The sequence below is a fragment of the Pseudomonas sp. RIT-PI-q genome (assembly GCF_001297125.1).
Classification (GTDB): domain Bacteria; phylum Pseudomonadota; class Gammaproteobacteria; order Pseudomonadales; family Pseudomonadaceae; genus Aquipseudomonas.
Window position 1 is genome coordinate 66,314 of the sequence record NZ_LHPC01000017.1, and the last position, 21,223, is coordinate 87,536.

Genomic DNA, 21,223 nt, shown 5'->3' on the forward strand with positions numbered 1-21,223 from the left:
GTGTTGGCAAGATCGACAACGGTCCTGTGGGAGCTGGCTTGCCTGCGATGCGGGCGACGCGGGGTGTCAGACACACCGCCTTCGCCGGCAAGCCGGCTCCTACAGGGTGGTGGTAATCAGGCAGTCCAGGTATCGATGATCATCGCGCCTTCACGGCGCATCAGCAGGCGCAGGTCCATCACGTCCAGCGGGTTGATCGGGCGAATCCCTTCGATCAGGGCTTTTTCGGTCTGGCCGTACAACGCTTGCAGGGCGAAACGGCAGGCGTAGACCTCGCCGCCTTCTTCCATGAACTGGATGAGTTGTTTGTTCACCGCCAGGTGGCCGGGAAACGCTTCGGCACCCAGGGTCGGGAAACCGCGCTGCACGCCCAGTTGCACACCTGGCCCGTAGAGCAGGATTTTGGTTTCGAAGCCTTTACGCAGCAGACGCTTGGCCTGAAGCATATTGACCAGGCCAATGGAGCCTTCGAAGGCGATGGTGTGGAAGGTGATCAGGACTTTTTCGCCAGGCTCGGCCTTGACGTCCTCGAAGACTTTTTCTTCGTAATTGACCAGGAAGTCGCCGTCTTTGTAATGGGGGATGTCCACGGTTGGCATAGTGTCGCTCTCCAGTTGCTTCGTGCTTGAACGCCAGCCTGTGTTGGCTGCCGGGTGACAGGAGAGAGAGCGAACGCCGTGCCAGGAAAATAAATTATTTTCTGTGCAATGCTAAGTAATTGATTAGATTACGAATGGCCATCTGATCCGCTTTTACATGGCGTATCTGATGCTATCGGTGAATCACGCATTCCCGTAGAAATACGAATATTCGTAGCGGTCAAACACGAGATTTCGTAGCAATGAACGAAGCCATGAACGAAACAGACTCTCTCAGCGGCTGGGCCGACCTGGCCTATTCGTCGCGGCACATGGTGTTCGAGCATTGCGCCGAAGCCATCGCGCTGCTCAATCCGTTTTCAGATCGCCTGGGCGACCTGAATATTGCCGCCTGCAAGCTGCTCGGTTACCCGCGCCAGGAATTGCTGGAGCTGCCGGTGAGCAAACTGTTCGGCCATCAATTGGCCGACCTGATCGTGTTCACCCAGGCGGTCATGGACAAAGGTCGCGGCTGGACCGAAGAGCTGAGCTGCAACTGCAAGAGCGGCGAACGCATCGAACTGGAAATCTCCGCCACCACCTTGCAGATCAAGGGCGAGCAACAGTTGATTCTGGTGATGCGCGAGCTGAGCCATGAGAAATACCAGCGTGACCAGGCCCATACCGAGCGCACCATGCGCGGCGGGCTGATCGAGTGGCGCAACATCCTCAACCTGTTCCAGGAAAGCGAGCGCGATAACCAACTGTTGCTCAGTTCCGTGGGCGACGGCATCTACAGCATCAACAGCGAGGGCCTGGCCACCTTCGTCAACCCGGCCGGCGCGCGCATGCTCGGCTGGGAACCGCAGGACATGATCGGCAAAAACATCCATCGCATTCACCACCACACCCATGCCGACGGCAGCCATTACCCGGTCGAAGAATGCCCGATCTACAAAGCCGTGCGCGACGGCGTGGTTCATGAAGGCCGTCAGGAAGTGTTCTGGCGCCGCGACGGCAGTTCGTTCCCGGTGGAATTCACCAGCACCCCGGTGATTTCCGACGGTCGAATCGTTGGCGCGGTGGTGGTGTTTCGCGACATCACCGAGCGGCGCAGCACCGAAAACCAACTGCAAAATGCCCTCGATGAACTCAAGGTGCTCAAGGACCGCCTGGAGGAGCAGAACGCCTACTGGCAGGAAGAGATCCATATCGAACACAACTTCCGCGAGATCGTCGGTCAGAGCGAGCCGATCCTGAAAATCATCCGGCAGATCGACGTGGTCGCCCCCACCGATGCCAGCGTGCTGATCAATGGCGAGTCGGGCACGGGCAAAGAGTTGATCGCCCGCGCGATCCATCAGGCCAGCCGCCGCAATGCCAGCCCGCTGATCCGGGTCAACTGCGCAGCGATCCCTGCCGAACTGTTTGAAAGCGAGTTCTTCGGGCACATTCGCGGAGCCTTCACCGGTGCTGTGCGAGACCGCGTCGGGCGCTTTGAACTGGCCGACGGCGGCACGCTGTTCCTCGATGAAATCGGTGAAATTCCGCTGGAGCTGCAAAGCAAACTGCTGCGAGTTCTGCAGGAAGGCCAGTTCGAACGGGTCGGCGAAGAACGCACGCGCAAGGTCGATGTGCGGATCATTGCCGCGACCAACCGCGATCTGCGCCAGGAAGTCACCGCTAAGCATTTTCGTGAAGATCTGTATTTCCGGCTCAACGTTTTCCCGATCCAGTCGCCGGCGTTGCGTGAACGTCCGATGGATATCGCGCCTCTGGCGGCGCACTTCCTCAAACAGACCGGCAAGCGTCTGAACATGCCCGGGCGGCGCCTGCGCAACAGCGATATCGAGCGGCTGCAAAGCTACTCCTGGCCGGGCAATATCCGCGAGCTGCAAAACGTCATTGAACGCGCACTGATCACCTCGAACGGCGCCGACCTGAACCTCGACCTGCCCGATGAACCTAAAACCACCGTCCCTCACCAGCCTTCTCCTTCGTCGACGATCATGACTGACGCACAGATTCGCGAACTGGAGCGCAACAACATGCAGGCCGCGCTCAAGGCCGCCGACGGCAAACTGTTTGGCAAAGGTGGCGCCGCCGAACTGCTGGGCCTCAAACCCACGACATTGGCTTCAAGATTCAAGCGCCTGGAAATCAAACTGGACGAATAGCCCCAACACACCCCTTGTAGCAGCTATCGAGCCTGCGAGCCTGTGTTCGGCCCTGTAGGAGCTGTCGAGCTTGCGAGGCTGCGATCGGCTGCGAAGCAGTCGTGAAATCAGGCAACGCGGTGTATCAGGAAAACCGAGTGCGCAGGGTTTACGACTGCTGCGCAGCCGAACGCAGCCTCGCAAGCTCGACAGCTGCTACAAGGACCGTATTAGGGCTTGGTGTTAAACAGGGGCACGCAATTTCGTGAAACTTTCTACGAAGATTCGTGTTTCTACGTAATTGCGTAGTGTCGCTTCACCTTCAATGACACATCGCATAACCAATATTTACGTTTTAAATCAAACAGTTAAAGCAAAAATAAATAACCGCAACAAACTGGTACGGCATTCGCTACGGGTAATACACCAGCCTGACGGATACCGACCATGCCGACATTCATCGCCTCGCGCTCAGAAACCTACCTGGCTTCGATGCCCAACCTGGCCTTCACCGGACTGTCGGAAAACTGGTTGCTGAAAGAGTGCGGCCATCAACATTGGCTCGCATTGGCCCAACTGCACAATCGGCCGCTGCCGGATTTCGTCGATGAACAAGGGCGCATCGCCTATGCCGCGTTCACCGCGGTAAAAACCTGGAATCTGAAGCTGGAAGCGATCATCGAGAATCGCGCGTTCCAGATCCACACCCGCATCGGTCGCGGTGGGCAGGCGCGGCATTACAGCGAACACGAGGTCAGGCTTGGCGACCGTATCGTGGGGCAACTGGCGTTACTGTCCACTTTCGTCAGCCGTCACGTACCGGGCGACAATCGCAGTGTCAGCAAGGCTTGCCTTAGGGGCACTCAGGCCCCCGTAACCGCGCTTCCGGACGTGTTGCAAGAACTGCACGGCGACAACCGGCGAATCCGCAGCGGCGACTGGCACACTCATTACGGCATTGACCGACAATCCACCGAGGCGGCGCTCGAGTTTGATTTCACACCCTGCCCTGACATCGACTTCAACGGTGCCGACCTCCTGTACTTCGCCAACTTCCAGGCCATGGTCGAGCGGGCGGAATGGGCCTTGTCGGGTTTGCGTCGCCCCGGCCACATCCGCCAGCGCGAGCTGCACTTCTACGGCAACCTCAATATCAACGACAGCCTTCAGCTCAGGCTACATATGGGCGAGCCAGGCCATCGAGAATTGCACTGGTGTGAAGTGTATCGGCGCAGCGACCACTTCAAGCTGGCCGACGTGTTCACCCGCAAAATCCATCTTTCGAATTGCAGCCGACCATGAGCCATCCTCCTCTCTGGCGGCCCGAAGGCCTGCGACTGAAACCGGTGTATCACAGCAGTGATCTGGACGGTCTTGAGCACCTGCATAGCCTGCCCGGCAAAGCACCGTTTGTACGCGGCCCCTATTCGAGCATGTACCCGGAAAAACCCTGGACCGTGCGCCAATACACCGGATTCGCCGGTGCCGACGCCAGTAACCAACGCCTGCGGCAACGCTTGGCCGAGGGCGCCACGGGTTTATCACTGGCGTTCGATTTGCCGACCCATCGCGGCTACGACTCCAGTGATCCGCAATGGCAGGCTGATGTCGGCAAGACCGGTGTCGCCATCGATAGCGTCGAGGACATGGCTGAACTGCTGGACGGTATTGCCCTGGACCAGATCTCGGTGTCGCTCACCATGAACGGCGCCGTACTGCCGGTGCTGGCAGCCTTCATCGTTGCCGCCGAAGAATCCGGCGTCGCACCGGAACAGCTCAGTGGCACGATCCAGAACGATATTCTCAAAGAGTTCACGGTCCGCAACACCTACATTTTTGCGCCGCAACCCTCGATGCGCATCACCACGGACGTGATCGGCTACCTGAACGAACACGTGCCGCGGTTCAACCCGATTTCGGTGTCCGGTTACCACTTTCAGGAGGCCGGTGCCGACGCGGTGCTGGAGCTGGCACTGACCCTGATCAACGCCAGAACCTATGCCGAGCAGGTGCAAAAAAGTGGTCTCGACCTGCACCGCTTCTGTGAACGAATCAGCTTCTTTTTCGGTATCGGCAGCGACTTTTTCAGCGAAATCGCCAAGTGTCGTGCGGCCCGCCTGCTCTGGTCCGAAATCACCCAGGCCCTGGGCATCCGGAGTGAAAAAGGCCAGGCGTTGCGCATGCACTGCCAGACATCAGGCTGGTCGCTGTCAGCCCAGGACCCGCTCAACAATGTCACGCGAACCACCGTCCAGGCCATGGCCGCGGTATTCGGCGGTACGCAGTCCCTGCATACCAATGCCTGGGACGAAGCGTTGACGCTACCCAGCAAGGCGTCATCAAGATTGGCCAGCAACACTCAACATATCCTTCAACAGGAAACCGGACTCTGCGATGTGGTCGACCCGTGGGCAGGGTCTTACATGATGGAATCGCTGACGGCACAAATGGCCGCGCAGGTTCGTCAACGGATGGTGGAGATTGATACCCAGGGCGGGGTGTTGCAGTCGATAGAATCGGGCTGGATCAGCCAAACCATCCACCTCCAGGCCATGGCCACCCAGGCCCGACTTGATGGCGGAACTCAACGGCGTGTCACTTCAAGCGAGGCAGCGCAAGAAGCGGTCTCAGCCATCGACAGTCAGGCCCTGCGTGCCCGCCAGTGCCAACGCCTGAGCCGCTTGCGACTGAGGCGCGACACCGCTCGGGTTGAAGCGCTTCTGGATTCGATCACAGAATGCGCACGCTCGGGTCAGGGCAATCTGCTGGAAGTGACGGTGGCAGCCATCAGGGCGCGGGCGACACTGGGCGAATGCACCCAGGCACTGGAAAAGGTATGGCCGCGTTTCAAGCAGGATCTGAACTTTCGCGCAGGTCACTACGGCCCCTCCCTCAGCGAGCAACCGGGCTGGGCGTCGCTGAGTGCGCGCCTTTCGACCTTCGTCGCTGACCATGGCCGAGCGCCGAGGATTCTACTGACCAAGCTGGGACAGGACGGCCATGACCGAGGGATTCGGCTGATGGCCGCAGCGTTGGCCGATGCCGGCTTCGAGGTGCACCTTCTGCCGCTGTTTCAAACGCCGATTCAGTTACTGCAATCCCTGGATGACGAACGCCCGGTAGACCTGATCGGGGTGTCGAGTCTGGCCGGGGCGCATAAAGAACTACTCACTGAATTGTTGAGCCTGTTGAACAAGCGCGAGCTCGACATTCCAGTGGTGGTGGGAGGCATCATTCCGCAGGCCGATGCGAACCAGTTGCGGGGCCTGGGAATCAAGGCGTGTTTCGGTCCGGGGCAGGAGGTCATTGAAATCATCGAACAGCTGGTCGATCTGCTCACCCCGGCTCAATTGCAGGGGGCCCCCGCCAGTCACCGGGCCGCGAAGCCCGGCTAAAAACAGGCTCAGGCCACGTGCAGCAGCTTCGCATAAGCCTGCAAATGGTGATCGTCATCGCCGAACTGGCGAGCGACCATCAGCAGGTGCTTGGCGTGATGCGACAGAACATATTCCCAGGTCAGGCCGATGCCGCCATGCAACTGGATGCTTTGGTCGGCAATAAACCGGCTGGCGCGACTGACAATGAATTTGGCGGCGGCCAGGACGCGGCTGCGCTCGTCACTGTCTTGCTGATCAGCGACGCAGGCCGCAAGCATGCTCATGGAAGTGGCCTGATCCAGTTCAATGCGCATATCGACCATACGGTGCTGCAACGCCTGGAATTTACCGATCGGCTGGCCAAACTGTTTGCGCGTCTTCAAGTAATCGAGGGTCAGCTTGCAGGCTGCTTCTATGCTGCCAACGGCCTCGGCACATTGTGCGGCGATGCAGCGACCTTGCTGGTATTGCAAGGCAGGCAAGGCTCGCCCCACTTCACCGAGTACCGCACTGGCGTTGACGAACACATCCTCCAGGTACAGCTCGCAGGCCATCCGCCCGTCCATGGTGGCGAACGAGCGCCGGCGCACCCCGCGCGCTCGCGGATCGAGCAGAAACAGGCTGATGCCTTTCTCGTCACGAACGCCATGGCTGGTACGTGCCGAAACGAGGATCAGCCCGGCACTCTGGCCGCCGACAACCACCGACTTGCGGCCATTGAGTTTCCAGCCGCCGGTCACCGGTTCGGCGATGGTTTGTACGTCGTGCAATTGGTAATGACTCTGCGGTTCATCAACCGCGACCGCCATCTGCAGGCTGGCGTTGCCCAGTTGCGGCAGCAGCGTTTCTTTTTGCGCCTCGGTTCCCGATTGGGCGACCAAACCACCGGCGAAAATCACCGAAGGCAGGAACGGCTCAAGGCACAAGCCGCGTCCCAATTCGGTCATGATCAGCTGAGTTTCCACACCGCTGCCGCCGAATCCACCGTAGGTCTCGGCGAATGGCACGGCGCATAGCCCGAGCTCACCCAACTGCTGCATGAACGCACGGCTGAAGCCGTGTTCACTTTGGCCGAACTGCTCGCGTTGCTCGAAACCATAAGTGTCGCGCACCAGCCGCGCGGCGGTGTCTTGCAGCATCAGCTGCTCTTCTGTCAGTTTGAAATCCACGGTGCGTGCCCCTTACAGTTCGAGAATCATTTTGGCGATGATGTTCTTCTGGATTTCGTTGGCCCCGCCGTAAATCGAAGCCTTGCGCGCATCCAGATACTGGTAGGTGGCGGCGCTGCTGTAGTCGGTATAGAGCAATGGTTCACTGCCGTAACCCAACTCATCCTCAATGAACGGCAGGGCGTAAGGTCCCACGGCTTTGCTGATCAGGTAGGTAATTGCCTGACGAATCTCGGTGCCCTTGATTTTCAAGAACGAGCTCTGCGCACCCGGCGCAGCGCCGTCGCGAGCCGCGGCCAGGGTACGCAGGCTGCTCATTTCGGCGGCCATCAATTGCATCTCGACCTCGGCAATCTGCGTCCGGAACAGGGGCTCTTCGATCAATGGCCGACCGTCGCGCAGTTCCTGGCTGGCGATGCGTTTCAGACGGCTGAGCAGCGCCTTGTTCTGGGCAATCCCACCAATACTGGTGCGCTCGTGGGTCAGCAAATACTTGGCGCAGGTCCAGCCCTGGTTTTCCTGGCCGACCAGGTTCGCCACCGGGACGCGCACGTTGTCGAAGAACACTTCGTTGACTTCATGCTCGCCGTCGAGGGTGATGATGGGGCGCACGGTGATGCCCGGCGTCTGCATGTCGATCAGCAAAAAGGAAATGCCGCGCTGCTGTCGAGCCTCGGGGTCGGTGCGCACCAGGCAGAACATCCAGTCGGCAAAGTGCGCCAGGGTGGTCCAGGTCTTTTGACCGTTGACCACGTAGTGCTCGCCCTCGCGCACGGCGCGAGTCTTCAACGATGAAAGATCAGAACCCGCGCCCGGCTCGGAATAGCCCTGGCACCACCAGTCTTCACACGTAAGGATGCGCGGCAGAAAGTGCGCTTTCTGCTCGACCGTACCGAACTTGATGATCACCGGGGCGACCATTTTCAGCCCGAAGGACGACACTTTCGGCGCGCCGGCAGCGAAACACTCCTCGTCGAAAATGTGCTTTTGCACGTCGCTCCAACCGGTGCCACCGAACTCGACCGGCCAGCCCGGGGCCAACCAGCCTTGTCGGTTCAACGTCTGCATCCACTGCACCTGGTGCTCTTTGCTCAAACGCTTGCCCAGCGCAATACGCTCGGCGAACTCGCCCGGCAGGTGATCACGAAGAAACGTGCGCACGTCTTCGCGAAACGCCAACTCGTCCGGCGTGAATTTAATGTCCATCAATCAACTCCAAATACGCTTGGGTGTGCCCTAATTCGAATAACGCAACACCCCTTTTTGTAGGAGCTGTCGAGTGAAACGAGGCTGCGATCTTTTGATCGTTAAAAGCAAAGATCGCAGCCTCGTTTCACTCGACAGCTCCTACAGGGATATCGAAAAAAACGCGTGGGTTTATTCGTCGAAGATGATTACCGAGCGGGCCAGTTCACCACGGCGTAGCTCGTCGAACGCCTCGTTGATCTGTTCGAGCTTGATGCGTTGGGAAATCATCTCGTCGAGCTTGAGCTTGCCGGTCATGTAGAAATCCACCAGGCGCGGCATGTCGACCGGGAAGCGGTTGGACCCCATCAACGAGCCCTGAATGCGCCGCTCGTGCAGCAACTGCAACGGGTCGACCTCGATTTTCAGGCCAGGCTTGAGCATCCCGATCACGGTGGCGGTGCCGCCGCGCGCGAGCATGGCGAAGGCCTGCTCGGCGGTCTGCTTGAGGCCGATGCATTCGAAAGCGTGATGCACTCCGCCCCGGGTCAGCTCCAGCACTTGCTTGGCAGCGTCACCGTCCTTGCCGTTGATTACATCGGTGGCGCCGAATTGCCGGGCCAATTGCAGTTTCGAATCGAGCATGTCGATGGCGATGATCCGCCCTGCCCCGGCCAGCGCCGCGCCGTTGATGGCGGCCAGACCGATTCCGCCGCAGCCGATCACGGCCACGGTCTCGCCCGGACGCACTTTGGCGGTATTGAACACTGCGCCAGTGCCGGTGGTGACGGCGCAACCCAGCAGCGCGGCGCGGTCCAGCGGCATGTCACGGCGAATCGCGACACAGGCGTTTTCGTGCACCAGCATCTGTTCGGCAAAACCGGACAGGTTGACGAATTGCGGTATCGGCTTTTGCACGTAAGTCAGGCGCGACTCTTCATCCTTGCCGCGCTTGGTTTCCGGCGACACGCAGCGCGCCAGATGGCCGGTCACGCAGTGATCGCAATGGCCGCAGAACACGGTGAGGCAGGTGACCACATGATCGCCGGGCTTGACCGAACGCACTTCGGAGCCGACCTGCTCGACCACGCCGGCCGCTTCGTGGCCGAGCACCAACGGGCCCGGATACGGGAACGAACCATCGATCACATGCAAATCGGAATGGCAGACGCCGACGGCTTTGGTGCGGATCAGCACTTCACGCGGACCCGGCTTGCTGATGCCCACTTCTTCAATGACCAGCGGGGCTCCAACCTGATGGAATACGGCAGCTTTCATGGCAGTTCTCTCAAGAATGAAGTGGAGGTTCAGGTCGGGTTAGCCGCGATGCGCAGCACCGCTTTGGCATGACTGAAGGTGCGGAAACCGTCGATGCCATGGTAGGCACCCATGCCGCTCTGGCCGACGCCGCCGAATGGCAGGCCCTCGGTGCTGGCATGGCTCATGACACCGTTGAGGGTCACGCCGCCGGAACAGGTTCGATTGAGGACCAACGCTTCTTCGGCGGCGTCGTTGCCGAAGTAATACAGCGCCAGCGGCCGTGGGCGCGCGTTGATGAATGCGATCACTTCACTCAGGGTTTCGTAGGGCTTGATCGGCAGCAGCGGGCCAAAAATCTCGTCCTGCATCACCTGAAGATCGTCGCCGGGATTGCACAACAGGGTCGGCACGATCTTGTTGTGCGCCACGTCTGTGAAATCCTCACCGGCCGGGTTCAGCTCAATCAGCTCGACACCGGCGTTGCGCGCTTCACTCAGGTGGCCCTGCAAACGCTCGAAATGCCGGGCATTGATGATCGAGGTGTAGTCGGGGTTGTCCTTGAGGGTCGGTAAAAACCGTGCAACCACTGCTTTGGCGATACCAATGAACGCCTCCACCGACTCCTGCGGCACGAACACATAGTCGGGTGCCACGCACAGCTGACCGGCATTGAGCAACTTGCCGATGACGACTTTCGCCACCGCGTCCTTGAAGTCGGCCGTGCGGGAAATGATCGTCGGGGATTTTCCGCCCAATTCCAGGGTCACCGGCACCAGGTTTTCCGCCGCTGCGCGAAGCACGTGTTTGCCGATGCTGGTGGCGCCGGTGAACAGCAGATGGTCGAACGGTTGGCCGCAAAATGCTTGGCCGACGTCAGCGCCACCCAGGACCACCGCCACTTCCTCTTCGGCGTAGACCGAGCGGATCAGCCGGGCGATCAACGCCGAGGTGTGCGGGTTGAACTCCGAGGGTTTGATCATCACCCGGTTGCCGGCGGCCAGGGCACCGGCGAGTCCGCTGAACAGCATGTAGCCGGGCACGTTCCAGGCGGTCACGATGCCCACCACGCCGAGCGGCTGATACTCAACCCAGGCCTCGCCAGTTCTGGCCTGACGTGTTTCGGGGCGCATCCATTCGGCGAGTTCGGCCTTGGTCTGCTTCAGCGTCGCCAACGGCGAAAGCACTTCACTGCCCTTCGAGAATCCCGGGCTGCGATGGCCGAAGTCGGCCGTCAGGGCATCGATGATTTCCTGTTCATGGTTGACCAGCAGGCTGATCGCCCGGTCGAGCAATTCACAGCGTTGCTCGACGGTATAGGGTTCGCTGGCCAGGAAGGCCGCCCTCTGTTTTTCCAGGATTGTGCGGATGTCACAGCTCGTCGAGCTCTCGATGGCGCTCATCGCTACCTCTCTTGTTTTTGTCTGACCGCGGCCGCCACAAGGTGAAATCGCATGGGTGGGAAGCGAATTCACACATGTCCAGCAGGCAGCGATGTGTGGGGACTGACTGCATGGTTGACCATCACTCGTGCGCTGCCGCCACCCGGATCAGGTGGCGGCGGCAAACGATGCGTTTTCAGGCAAGAATGCCCATTGCCTTGGCGCTATTAATGGCCTGGGTGCGACGGCAGGCCCCGAGCTTGACGTTGATGTTCTTGGCGTGGGTCTTGACGGTATTCACCGAAATAAACAGGCGATGGCCGACCTCGCGCACCGACATGCCTTCGGCCAGCAACTTGAGCACCGACACTTCGCGGGGAGTCAAACCATCCTGGTAATCCGGCACACCTGCGACGGGCGAAAGCACGGTTTTATCAGTGTCATCGGGTTGTTCACGCGCCACAATTCGGGCTTTTTGCAGCGCGATCGGACGCTCGTAGCAAGCGCTGTCGATCTTGCCCCAGTGCATGCGCCGCTCGGCTTCGTACAACAGCCAATGAGCCTTTTCGATGTCACCGTTACGCGAGGCCATCTCGGACAACAGCAGATAGGCATTCAGCACGAACGGCGCGCTGCAGTCGCGCACTTGCAAAAGCCCGTCCTGCACGACCTGCCCGGCTTCAATCATGTTGCCTTGTTGCAACAACAACTCGCCTTGCAGGAACAGCAGCCGACCGAGCAACGGATAAGGCCGGGTTCGGCTGACAGTCAGTTGCGCAAGCTCCGTGCGCAACAACGCTTGCGCCAGACCCGGTTGTCCCTGGAGCATCATCAACCGCACCCGGTCAGTGTTGACCAACACCTCGGCTTCACGGCTGCCCCGACGCCGGGCAAGCTCCAGCGAATGCTCCAACAGCACGTGCGCCTCGGTCAGCTCGCCAGTGTTCATGGCGATGCGCGCCAGTGTGCAATGGCACAGCAACACCGAAAGCCAATCCCGAACCGTCAGATAACGCAGGGCTGCGTGACAATGCAGTCGCGCCTGTTCGGCGTTACCGCGCAACGCCTGCAAGGTGCCGTACAGCGCCTGCCAGTTCGCCAGCAGACGCTGACCGCGTTGCGGATCAGGCAACGGCAGGAAGTGCCCGAGGCGTTGCAGGCATTCCTCGGCCTCATCCAGTCGACCGCTGAACAACAACGCCTTGGCGCACAAATAGATCAAGCGCGAACTGCTTTGTAGCAGCTGCGGTTCAATGCGTTCACGCCAGTCCATGAACCGGTCCAGATGCCGCTCGCTCAGAATCCAGCTCAGCCACAACCGCTCCATGTAGGTCGCTGCGACTTCGGGTTGATCGGCACTGAGCGCCTGCTCGACCGCATCATCGACATGCCCCAGCACACCGAGCAACTGACAGGCGCGCAAGCGCAGCCGATTCAACGCTACACCGCTCAACCGGTCTTGCAGGGCCTGCGCCACCGCGGGCAGCAACCGGAACCAGCCGGGCTGGTTGTCGATCGGGAAGAGAAAGGCCTGGCTGTCGAGCAAGCGCTTGAACACCCGCGCGCCCTGCTGTCCTTCCCAGAGTTGATCGCAGAGTTCAGCGCTGGCCTTGGACAAATGCGCCAGTCCATAGAGCACTTCCCGCTGCTCTTTGCTCAGGCGCGACAACAGCTCACGTTCAAGGTATTGGCCGAGTAACGCTGATGGCAGCAGGCGCACACCCGCGCACCACCCGCCCGTCTCGTGCCACAGTTTTTCCCGTGAGGCGCTATCGGTTTGCGGCGCCAGCCCGTTGACCAGCGACTCGAACTCGTCGGGGCGCAGCGCCAGTTGCCGGGCATCCAGTTCCAGCAAATTGCCGGTGAGCATCAGATCCGGCAGGTTCCAGTCCGGGCGCTGGCGGCAGGTGACCAGCACTTGCAGGTGTGGGTTCTCGAGGGCCAGGAGTTGGTCGAACCAGTGGTTCAGGTCTGCCGGCATTTCGGATGGCAAGTCGTCGAAGACGAGGCGAAGGTTTGAATATACGTTGCCTGGAAGGGACTCTTCGCTGGCAAGCCAGCTCCTACAGTTACGCGCATTCCCCCGTAGGAGCTGGCTTGCCAGCGAAGACGCTGGTCCAGTCACCACACCCCTCAAGCCGAAAAACCTCAACAATGCATCGGGCGCAGTATCAGACGCCAGCCCCAACGCATCAGCCAGCCTAACGCTCAATCCACCCAGCGTCTGCGCCTGTCCGCCCAGACTCAGCCATACCGCGTCACCGCGCAAATACTCACGCAGCAACACCGTTTTTCCGTAACCCGCAGGCGCACAAAGCAATTGCAAGCGGCGTTGCTCGCGCTTGAGTACGTCGCACAGATGCGGCCGTGGCACAAACATGATGGACCTCGCGGGTAGTGTGAGGATGCCATCATTGAGCGAGCCAACGGTGAATGCGCCACCCGCATCAGGTGGTGGCCCTCTGAAACGCACAACGCCCTGCGAACAGGGCGTTGTTTGAAGCGCGACAAACGATCAGCGGATACCGGCGTTACGCAGCGCAGACGGCGTGAAGTCAGTCATCTTGGCCGTCATGCCATAGGTCGTCGCGTGCTTGGCCTGGTTGGTCATCGCCAACACGTTGTAGCGACCGGCGATCAGATCGTAGATCCCGAGCATGGCGAAGTTAGGCGCGCCGCGCTCGTAATCGTTGATCGCATAACCTTCTGCCACACGCCACAGCTGGCCACGGCCATCGTAGTGATCGACCTCGGCAAGTTGCCAGGTGTCTTCGTCGAAGTACATGTCGCGCTTGGCATAGACATGACGCTGACCCGGTTTCAGCGTGGCCTCGACATGCCACACTCGATGCAGCTCATAACGGGTCAGGTCCTGGTTGATATGCCCAGGCTTGATGATGTCGTCGTACTTGACCTTCGGCGACTGCAACTTGTAGTTGTTGTACGGGATGTACAGTTCCTTTTTGCCGACCAGCTTCCAGTCATAACGATCCGGCGCGCCGTTCATCATGTCGGTGTTGTCGGCGGTGCGCATGCCGTCCGAGCCATTGCCCGGGCCATCATAAGCCACCTGCGGCGCACGGCGAACGCGGCGCTGACCGGCGTTGTAGACCCACGCCAGGCGCGGCTCCTTGACCTGGTCAATGGTCTCGTGAATCAGGATTACTGAACCGGCCATGCGCGACGGCGCGGTGATTTCCTGTTTGTAGTAGTACAGGACGTTGTCGCCCTGCCCGCCTTCGACGCCTTCCATCAATTGCGGGAACGCCAGCTTGTCGTCGTACTCGACGATGGAATACGAGCCGTTGGTTTGCGGCGCGGCCTGAGCGGCCTGGCGCTCCATGTTGCCGCCGCGATAACGGTTGGTGTGGTTCCAGTAAACCTCGACGCCGTTCTTGGGAATCGGGAACGGGTAGTAACGGGTTTGGGTGAAATTAAGCAGGCCATTACCGTCAGGGGTCAGTTCGGTGGTCACCGCACTTTTCCTGGCAATGTCATAGATGTTTTGGGGCACAGCGGCGGTGCGTTGGGTCTTGTACACCGGGATCTTGTAGCTGTCCGGATAGCGTTTGAACATCGCCAGTTGGCCAGGGGTCAGCTTGTCCTTGTACTGCTCGGCGTTGGCGGCCGTGATGACCAGCTGCGGCTTTTCGTCGGCAAACGGATCACCAAGAAAACCGTTGTCAAGCGGCGCCGCGCCGGGTTTCAAACCCCCGGTCCAGGCGGGAATGCTGCCGTTGGCATTGCCCTCTTTCTGCGCGCCCAAGGGCGTCAGCGTGGTGCCCAGTTGCGCAGCTTCCTGCGGCGAGACAGCCGCCATCACGCTGCAAGACAGCAGCGAAAGCGTCAACGCGCCAATGCGCAGGATCGAGATGTTGTTCATTGTTGTCGTCCTCTTCCCAGGGTGCATCAGAAATTCACGCCAAAGCTGAGCGCAACGTAGTCGCGGTCGACGTTGGTATTGAAATCGCCACCGAAGTAATTGGTGTAACTCAGGCTGGCGTTGTAGGTGTTCAGGTAGTCGGCATCCACACCGAGGCTGACCGCTTTGGAGCCTTCATCGAAGTTCGGCCCGTAACCGGAAACGTCATGGGACCAGGCGATGTTCGGCGACAGGTTGATACCGGCAAACACGTTCTGGTAATCCAGCTTGCCGCGCAGTCGATAGCCCCAGCTGTTGCTGGTGTAGAAGCCGTCGTTATTGCATTCCTGTGCAGGGTTGCTGGCCGTTGGAGTGCCTACGGCGGTGCCTCGGCAGGTGGCCAGGCCCGCTGCGCCCGGCAGTTCACCGGAACCGAAGGCCGGGCTGCGACCGAAGCGCAAATCCGAGCCGTCGGCCTTGCCCAGGCCATTGATGTGGTTGTAACCCACTTCGCCGACCACCGTCAGGCGACTGGCCCCGAGCACCTGATCAAAGAACTGGGTCGCGGTCACTTGCGCCTGGGTCACCGGCATGCGCTTGTAGCCGTTGACTTCGGCGCCGAGGTTGCGCCCAGCGAAACCGGTGGTGATCAGTGGCGAGGTCGCGCCGAAGGTGGCTGCCGACAGCAGGTCAGCGGTGTTCAATTGCAGCGGCATGTTCGGCCGGTAGCTGACTTCGCCCCCCAGTGACACGCCCTCGACGTTGGTCTGGAAACTCAGGCCATAGAGGCGGATATCTTCCGGGGAGTCGATGAAATAACGGGCACTGCGCGCCGAGGCCAGGCCACCAGCGGCGTTGCTCATCTGATTGATGCTCAGGTACGGGTTGCGGCTGTGATAGTTCATCGCGTAGGCACCGAACTCGGTGTCATTCGCCTCTGGCACGAACCAGCGCAACGCCAGGCCGTACTGGCCGCTGTCACGCGCATCATGGTCTTTCAGACGCGGAATGAACGCGTCGTCAGTGCCCGCGCCGACGGCAGCCAGACTGCCGGTGTTCTGCGCCACACCCGGTGGCAAGTCGAGGCCGGCCACCACCAGGCGGTCGTTACAGCCTTGCGCTACGCCGTCGCTGCCGAAGAACGTGCCGCAGTTATCGACCACCGACTTGTCCCACTCCAACTGATAGAAGGCTTCAGCGGTAATGTTGTCGGCCAGGCCCTGGGACACGTAGAGCAGGTTGACCGGAATCAGGCCTTCCTTCACTTCCGCACCCGGGCGACGCAACGCGGCGACGTCGATCGGGTTGATGCTGTTGATCGAGTTGCCGATGAACGTGCTCTCGCCCCAGCTCACCACTTGCTTGCCCAGGCGTACGTTGCCGACCTGATCGCCGATGCTGTAGTTGTGATAGACGAAGCTGTCGAGGAACATCGCCCCGGACGACTTCGCCGCGCGGTCGCGCCCCGTGTCGTCGATGTCATAGAACGGGCGATGCTCGTCCATCAGCTCGAAGTCATACCAATACTTGCCACGCACAAAGGCACCGCTGTCGCCGTACTTCAGCTCCAGGTCGTGCACGCCCTTGAAGATCTTCGAGAAGGTTTCACCCTTCTTGAAGTCCAGGCGGTTGTCGTCGGTGGTCCGCGAGGCGGACTCGCCCCCGGGGACGCCCTGTGAGTTGAAGTTGGAAATGAACTGCTTGTCCGGGTCCGCCGCCGACCAACTGGCCCCGATCGACAGCGACGAATCGAACTTCGCCTCGATTTCCCCGATATTGAAATCCACTGCGTGAGCGTGAGTGCTCGCGCAAGAGGCAATCATTACAGCTACGGCCAGCAGACTTGGCTGGAAGACTCCGCGCATTGTTGTTTTTGTCATGCGGTTTCTCCGGTTAAGGATGACGTGGTGAGAGCCCATGCTAGCGAGGCTCCCGTGATGTCCTCACACCCGAACGGGTGATTTGGATGAGGTGTTTTCGGGCGGATTTTTTACGGCGTAACGACCCGGTTGAGATGCGCTCACCGGGCGTTACCCTCGGTGACATTCACCCGCTAAACGTCGGCGCTCGTTTGTCGATAAAGGCCGCCACGGCTTCGCGGTGATCGGCGGTCTGGTGCGACAGCACCTGGAACGTGGCGGACATTTCCAGCAGCGTGTCGAGTCGGGTATGCAAGGCTTCGCGCAACAGTCGCTTGGCCAGGCGAACCGCATGCGGCGGGTTGGCGGCAATCGCCGCGGCGATTTCCCGGGCGCTGTCCAGCAGCTGTTCGGCGGGCACGACGCGGGACACCAGGTTCCATTCCGCAGCCTGGCGCGCGTCGATCATCTGCCCGGTCAGGGTCAGCTCGGTGGCGCGCGAGAGGCCAATGATCCGTGGCAACAACCACGCACCACCGTCGCCCGGAATGATCCCCAACTTGACGAAGCTCTCGGCAAACTTCGCTTGCTCGGAGGCCACGCGGATGTCGCACATGCACGCCAGGTCGAGGCCGGCGCCGATGGCCGCGCCATTCACAGCAGCAATCACCGGCACTTCCAGATTGAACAGCGCCAGAGGCAGGCGCTGAATGCCGGTGCGGTATTCCTGACGCAGTTGCATGCCGGACATCTGCGCATAGCGGTCCATGTCGCGGACATTGCCACCGGAGCAAAACGCGCTGCCGGCGCCGGTGATGATCACGGCACGGACGCTGCTGTCGCGCTCGATCCGCTCGATGGCTTCGAGGAACTCGGGCACGGCGCTATTGCCGGTCAGCGGGTTGCGCCGCTCGGGGTCATTCATCGTCAGGGTGACGACGTGACCGTCTTGTTCGTACTTCAGAAAGTTGCTCATGGCGGTGGTCCTTAAGCGGATTGAGGCAGGTTGACGTGGCGCACGAATTCACTGGCGGTAACGCCCGGTTGCGCCAGCAACGCCTGGCCGACGATGCCGTTCCAATAGGTCTCCGAGCCTTCGCTGACGCGCCACTCGTGCAGGCGTCGGGTGAACAGCTGCAAGTCCAGTTCTTCGGTCACGCCGATGGCACCGAACAATGCGTGAGCGGTGGCGGTCACTTGAGGCACCGCCATGCTGGTACGTGCTTTGGCGATGGCCGTCGGGATCAATGCCGGAACCGGCTGATCGCTGGCGAAGGCCAGTTCAGCGGCGATTCGCGAGGCGGCCACCTGCTCCGCCATGACGCTGAGCTGATGCTGAACCGCCTGGAACTTGCCGATGGCCTTGCCGAACTGAACCCGGTCGTTGCAATACTCCAGCGTGGTGTCGAGCGCCCGTTCCATGGCCCCGGCGATAGCGGCTGCGTGGATCGCGGCATTGAACTGCCGGACCTCTTCACCGTTGTCGCCCAGTGCTGCGCCGACAGTGTCTTGCGGCCAATACAACGTGGCGCACTGACTGGCGTGAACACCGCAGGGCTGGCGCCGTGCCTGGCTGCAATCGAGCAGCAGCATTGCACCGTCCAGGTTGACCAGGGCAAAGTCGGCCAGCAGGCCATAGGCCAATCGCGGCACACACAGCGAGCCATCGGCTTCGCGTCGGGCCGTGCCGGAAAGCGTCAACATCCCGGCCGGCGGCAGCTGCGGGCAGTCGCGCAGCAATGCCCGGGCGGCGATGCTCTGGGCCGCCGGAACGGGCAGCGCATAACGACCGAAGGCGAGGAAAATCGGCAACAGCGCCTCCAGCGAAAGCCCCGCCCCACCCATCACTTCCGGGGTCAGCAACTCAAGAAAACCGCCGTCTTCCAGAGCGCTCCATAACGCCTTCACGCCATCACCGTGTTCAACCGCGCGGACCCGCGCAGGCGTGCACAAGTCGATGAGGATTTTTTCAATTGCTTCAGTGAACATGACCTTGTTTTCCTATTCGATGGGCATCAACGCAGGCCGAGGCCGCGGGCGATCATGCCGCGCAGGATTTCCCGGGTGCCGCCGCGCAACGAGAAGGTCGGCGCCACCTGGTTCAGGTAAGCGACGGTGCGGTACAGCTCGTCATCGGCCGGCGCATCCGGATGGGCGCTGATCGCGGCGGCAATCGCCGCCGGGATCGCCTGTTCGAATTCGGTGCCGATGTCCTTGACCAGCGCGGCTTCCACCACCGGGCTTGCGCCGCGCGCAAGCAACGCCGTCAGCGCCACCGAGAGGTTGCGCAGGCTGCTCAGCTGAGTGAGGAAACTGCCAAGCAACGTGGCTTCGGCGGCGCTGGCACCGTTGCGACGCAGGGTGTTGGTCCACAGATCGAGCAGCACCACGCTGGAGTAGAAGCGTTCCGGGCCGCTGCGCTCGAACGCCAATTCGGCATTCACCTGTTTCCAGCCACTGCCCTCCTCGCCCACCAGCGCGTCCTCGCCCAGCAGCACGTCGTCGAACGCCACTTCCGAGAAATGCGCATCGCCGGCCAGGTCAACGATGGGCCGCACGCTGACACCCGGTTGCTTGAGGTCGATGATGAATTGCGAGAGCCCGTTGTGCCGGTCCTCAGGCGCGCCGCTGGTGCGCACCAACGCGATCATGTAGTCGGCGTGATGCGCATTGGTGGTCCAGATCTTGCGCCCGCTCAAGCGCCAGCCACCGTCGCAACGTGTGGCGCGACTGCGCACGCTGGCCAGGTCGGAACCGGCGTTCGGCTCGCTCATGCCGATGCAGAAAAACGCCTGGCCGGCGCAGATGCGCGGCAAGTAGAAATCTTTCTGGGCATCGCTGCCGAACTTGAGGATCAACGGCCCGCTCTGGCGATCAGCGATCCAGTGCGCAGCGACCGGCGCACCGGCTGAGAGCAACTCTTCGACCAGCACAAAGCGACTGAACGCATCCAGCCCCGCGCCACCGTAGGCGCCGGGCAAGGTCAAGCCGACCCAGCCACGCGCTGCCAGTTTGCGGCTGAACACGGCGTCGAAACCGGTCCAGCTGCGCGCCCGCACATCGGCCGAAACCGCCGGCAGATGCTCATCCAGAAAGCGTCGCACCTCAGCGCGAAAGGCCTCTGCGTGTTCAGGTAACGCCGTCAAACGGAAAGCCTCCAGCAGACTGCTCACTGGCCACCTCCACTGACTTTTCCGTAGAGCGTCACCACACAAGCGCCGCCCAGGCCAAGGTTGTGCGCCATGGCCAGGCGTGCGCCATCGACCTGGCGCTGATCGGCGTTGCCGCGCAATTGCTGGGTCAACTCGTAGCACTGCGCCAGACCGGTAGCGCCCAGCGGATGCCCCTTGGACAGCAGGCCGCCCGACGGGTTAATCACGATTTGCCCGCCGTAGGTGTTGTCGCCGTCCATCACGAATTTTTCCGCGCCACCCTCCGGGCAGAAGCCCAAGGACTCGTAGCAGATCACTTCGTTTTGCGCGAAGCAGTCGTGCAGTTCGCACACGTCGATGTCCTTCGGGCCGACACCGGCCTTTTCGTAGACCTGGCCCACCGCTGCGTGGGTCATGTGGGTGCCGACCCAATCGAGCAGCGACGGTTTTTCAAAGTTGAAGGACTCGGCGGTGTCGGTGGTCATTGCCTGGGCAACGATTTCCACGTCGCGGCGCAGGCCGTGCTTTTTCGCGAAACGCTCGGACACCAGGATCGCCGCGGCGCCGCCACAGGTCGGCGGGCACGCCATCAGACGGGTCATCACGCCTGGCAGAATCACCGGGTCGTTCATCACGTCTTCAACGCTGAGCACCTTGCGAAACAGTGCCAGCGGATTATTGGCTGCATGGCGGCTGGCCTTGGCGCGCACAGCGGCGAAGGTTTGCATTGTGGCGCCGTATTTGTGCATGTACTCGCGCCCTGCACCGCCGAAGGTGCGGATGGCCTGAGGCATACCCTCCATGTCGGCGGTGAGGCCACGCAGGATTGGCAGGAAGCGCTCGCGAGTCGGCGGTCGGTCATCCCAGTGGGATTTCAGCGCGCCGGCCTGCATCTGTTCGAAGCCCACCGCGAGTACGCAGTCCACCGCGCCGGACTCGATGGCCTTGCGCGCCAGGAATAGCGCGGTAGAACCGGTCGAGCAGTTGTTGTTGACGTTGACCACCGGAATCCCGGTCATGCCGACTTCGTAGAGCACGGTCTGGCCGCAGGTGGAATCGCCGTAGACGTAGCCGGCGTAGGCTTCCTGGATCAAGCTGTAATCGATCGCGGCATCGGCCAGGGCGCGGCGCACCGCTTCCGCGCCCATCTGCACATAGGTCGGGCTTTCGCTGGGCTTGCGGAACGGAATCATGCCAACGCCGGCTACCAGTACTTTTTCGCTCATGGAGTCACCTGAAAAAATGA

Annotated in this window: 15 protein-coding genes; 3 read left to right on the forward strand and 12 right to left on the reverse strand. The window is 61.0% G+C overall.

The window, feature by feature from the left end:
- Window positions 1-116 precede the first annotated feature (116 nt).
- Window positions 117-599 (reverse strand): MSMEG_0572/Sll0783 family nitrogen starvation response protein, encoded by a 483-nt coding sequence (locus tag AEQ67_RS04190; RefSeq protein ID WP_025859346.1) that lies wholly within the window; start codon window positions 597-599, stop codon window positions 117-119.
- A 254-nt stretch (window positions 600-853) separates the two neighbouring features.
- Between AEQ67_RS04190 and AEQ67_RS04195 the strand changes: the two genes are divergently transcribed.
- The 3 genes from AEQ67_RS04195 (at window position 854) to scpA (ending at window position 6,129) form a co-directional block, all read left to right on the forward strand.
- The gene (locus AEQ67_RS04195) at window positions 854-2,755 is read left to right on the forward strand and encodes a sigma 54-interacting transcriptional regulator (RefSeq protein ID WP_059402919.1); all 1,902 of its coding nucleotides are present in this window, start codon (window positions 854-856) and stop codon (window positions 2,753-2,755) included.
- A gap of 426 nt (window positions 2,756-3,181) precedes the next feature.
- Window positions 3,182-4,036 carry a Pnap_2097 family protein gene (locus tag AEQ67_RS04200; RefSeq protein WP_063854411.1) on the forward strand — a complete coding sequence of 285 codons (855 nt, stop codon included), beginning with the start codon at window positions 3,182-3,184 and terminating at the stop codon, window positions 4,034-4,036.
- Window positions 4,033-6,129, forward strand: a complete 2,097-nt coding sequence (gene scpA, locus AEQ67_RS04205; RefSeq protein WP_059402634.1) for a methylmalonyl-CoA mutase — start codon at window positions 4,033-4,035, stop codon at window positions 6,127-6,129. The genes AEQ67_RS04200 and scpA overlap by 4 nt, the downstream gene beginning before the upstream one ends.
- A gap of 8 nt (window positions 6,130-6,137) precedes the next feature.
- Here scpA and AEQ67_RS04210 read toward each other — a convergent pair whose 3' ends face one another.
- The 11 genes from AEQ67_RS04210 to AEQ67_RS04260 all read right to left on the reverse strand — a co-directional run bounded on the left by AEQ67_RS04210 (window position 6,138) and on the right by AEQ67_RS04260 (window position 21,203).
- Window positions 6,138-7,280: an acyl-CoA dehydrogenase family protein gene (locus AEQ67_RS04210; protein WP_059402635.1), complete on the reverse strand. Its 1,143-nt coding sequence runs from the start codon at window positions 7,278-7,280 to the stop codon at window positions 6,138-6,140.
- 12 nt (window positions 7,281-7,292) lie between these two features.
- Window positions 7,293-8,486, reverse strand: a complete 1,194-nt coding sequence (locus tag AEQ67_RS04215) for an acyl-CoA dehydrogenase family protein (protein WP_059402636.1) — start codon at window positions 8,484-8,486, stop codon at window positions 7,293-7,295.
- 171 nt (window positions 8,487-8,657) lie between these two features.
- Window positions 8,658-9,743: a Zn-dependent alcohol dehydrogenase gene (locus tag AEQ67_RS04220; protein ID WP_059402637.1), complete on the reverse strand. Its 1,086-nt coding sequence runs from the start codon at window positions 9,741-9,743 to the stop codon at window positions 8,658-8,660.
- A gap of 29 nt (window positions 9,744-9,772) precedes the next feature.
- Entirely contained in the window at window positions 9,773-11,125 is a 1,353-nt protein-coding gene (locus AEQ67_RS04225; RefSeq protein ID WP_059402638.1) for a coniferyl aldehyde dehydrogenase, read from the reverse strand.
- Window positions 11,126-11,300: 175 nt separating this feature from the next.
- On the reverse strand, window positions 11,301-13,484 hold the full coding sequence (locus AEQ67_RS36555) for a LuxR C-terminal-related transcriptional regulator (RefSeq protein WP_059402639.1): 2,184 nt from the start codon (window positions 13,482-13,484) through the stop codon (window positions 11,301-11,303).
- Between the two features lie 135 nt (window positions 13,485-13,619).
- Complete coding sequence (locus AEQ67_RS04235) at window positions 13,620-14,987, reverse strand: DUF1329 domain-containing protein (RefSeq protein ID WP_059402640.1); 1,368 nt, start codon at window positions 14,985-14,987, stop codon at window positions 13,620-13,622.
- A gap of 26 nt (window positions 14,988-15,013) precedes the next feature.
- Window positions 15,014-16,846, reverse strand: coding sequence for a DUF1302 domain-containing protein (locus AEQ67_RS04240; protein WP_059402641.1), 1,833 nt, complete (start codon window positions 16,844-16,846; stop codon window positions 15,014-15,016).
- Between the two features lie 166 nt (window positions 16,847-17,012).
- Window positions 17,013-17,801, reverse strand: a complete 789-nt coding sequence (locus tag AEQ67_RS04245) for a crotonase/enoyl-CoA hydratase family protein (protein WP_059402642.1) — start codon at window positions 17,799-17,801, stop codon at window positions 17,013-17,015.
- An 11-nt stretch (window positions 17,802-17,812) separates the two neighbouring features.
- On the reverse strand, window positions 17,813-18,814 hold the full coding sequence (locus AEQ67_RS04250; RefSeq protein WP_059402643.1) for an acyl-CoA dehydrogenase family protein: 1,002 nt from the start codon (window positions 18,812-18,814) through the stop codon (window positions 17,813-17,815).
- Window positions 18,815-18,840: 26 nt separating this feature from the next.
- A complete protein-coding gene (locus AEQ67_RS04255) occupies window positions 18,841-19,998 on the reverse strand; it encodes an acyl-CoA dehydrogenase family protein (protein WP_059402644.1) in 1,158 nt (385 codons plus the stop codon).
- A complete protein-coding gene (locus AEQ67_RS04260) occupies window positions 19,995-21,203 on the reverse strand; it encodes a lipid-transfer protein (protein ID WP_059402645.1) in 1,209 nt (402 codons plus the stop codon). Before AEQ67_RS04260 ends, AEQ67_RS04255 begins: the two co-directional genes overlap by 4 nt.
- Between the last annotated feature and the right edge of the window lie 20 nt (window positions 21,204-21,223).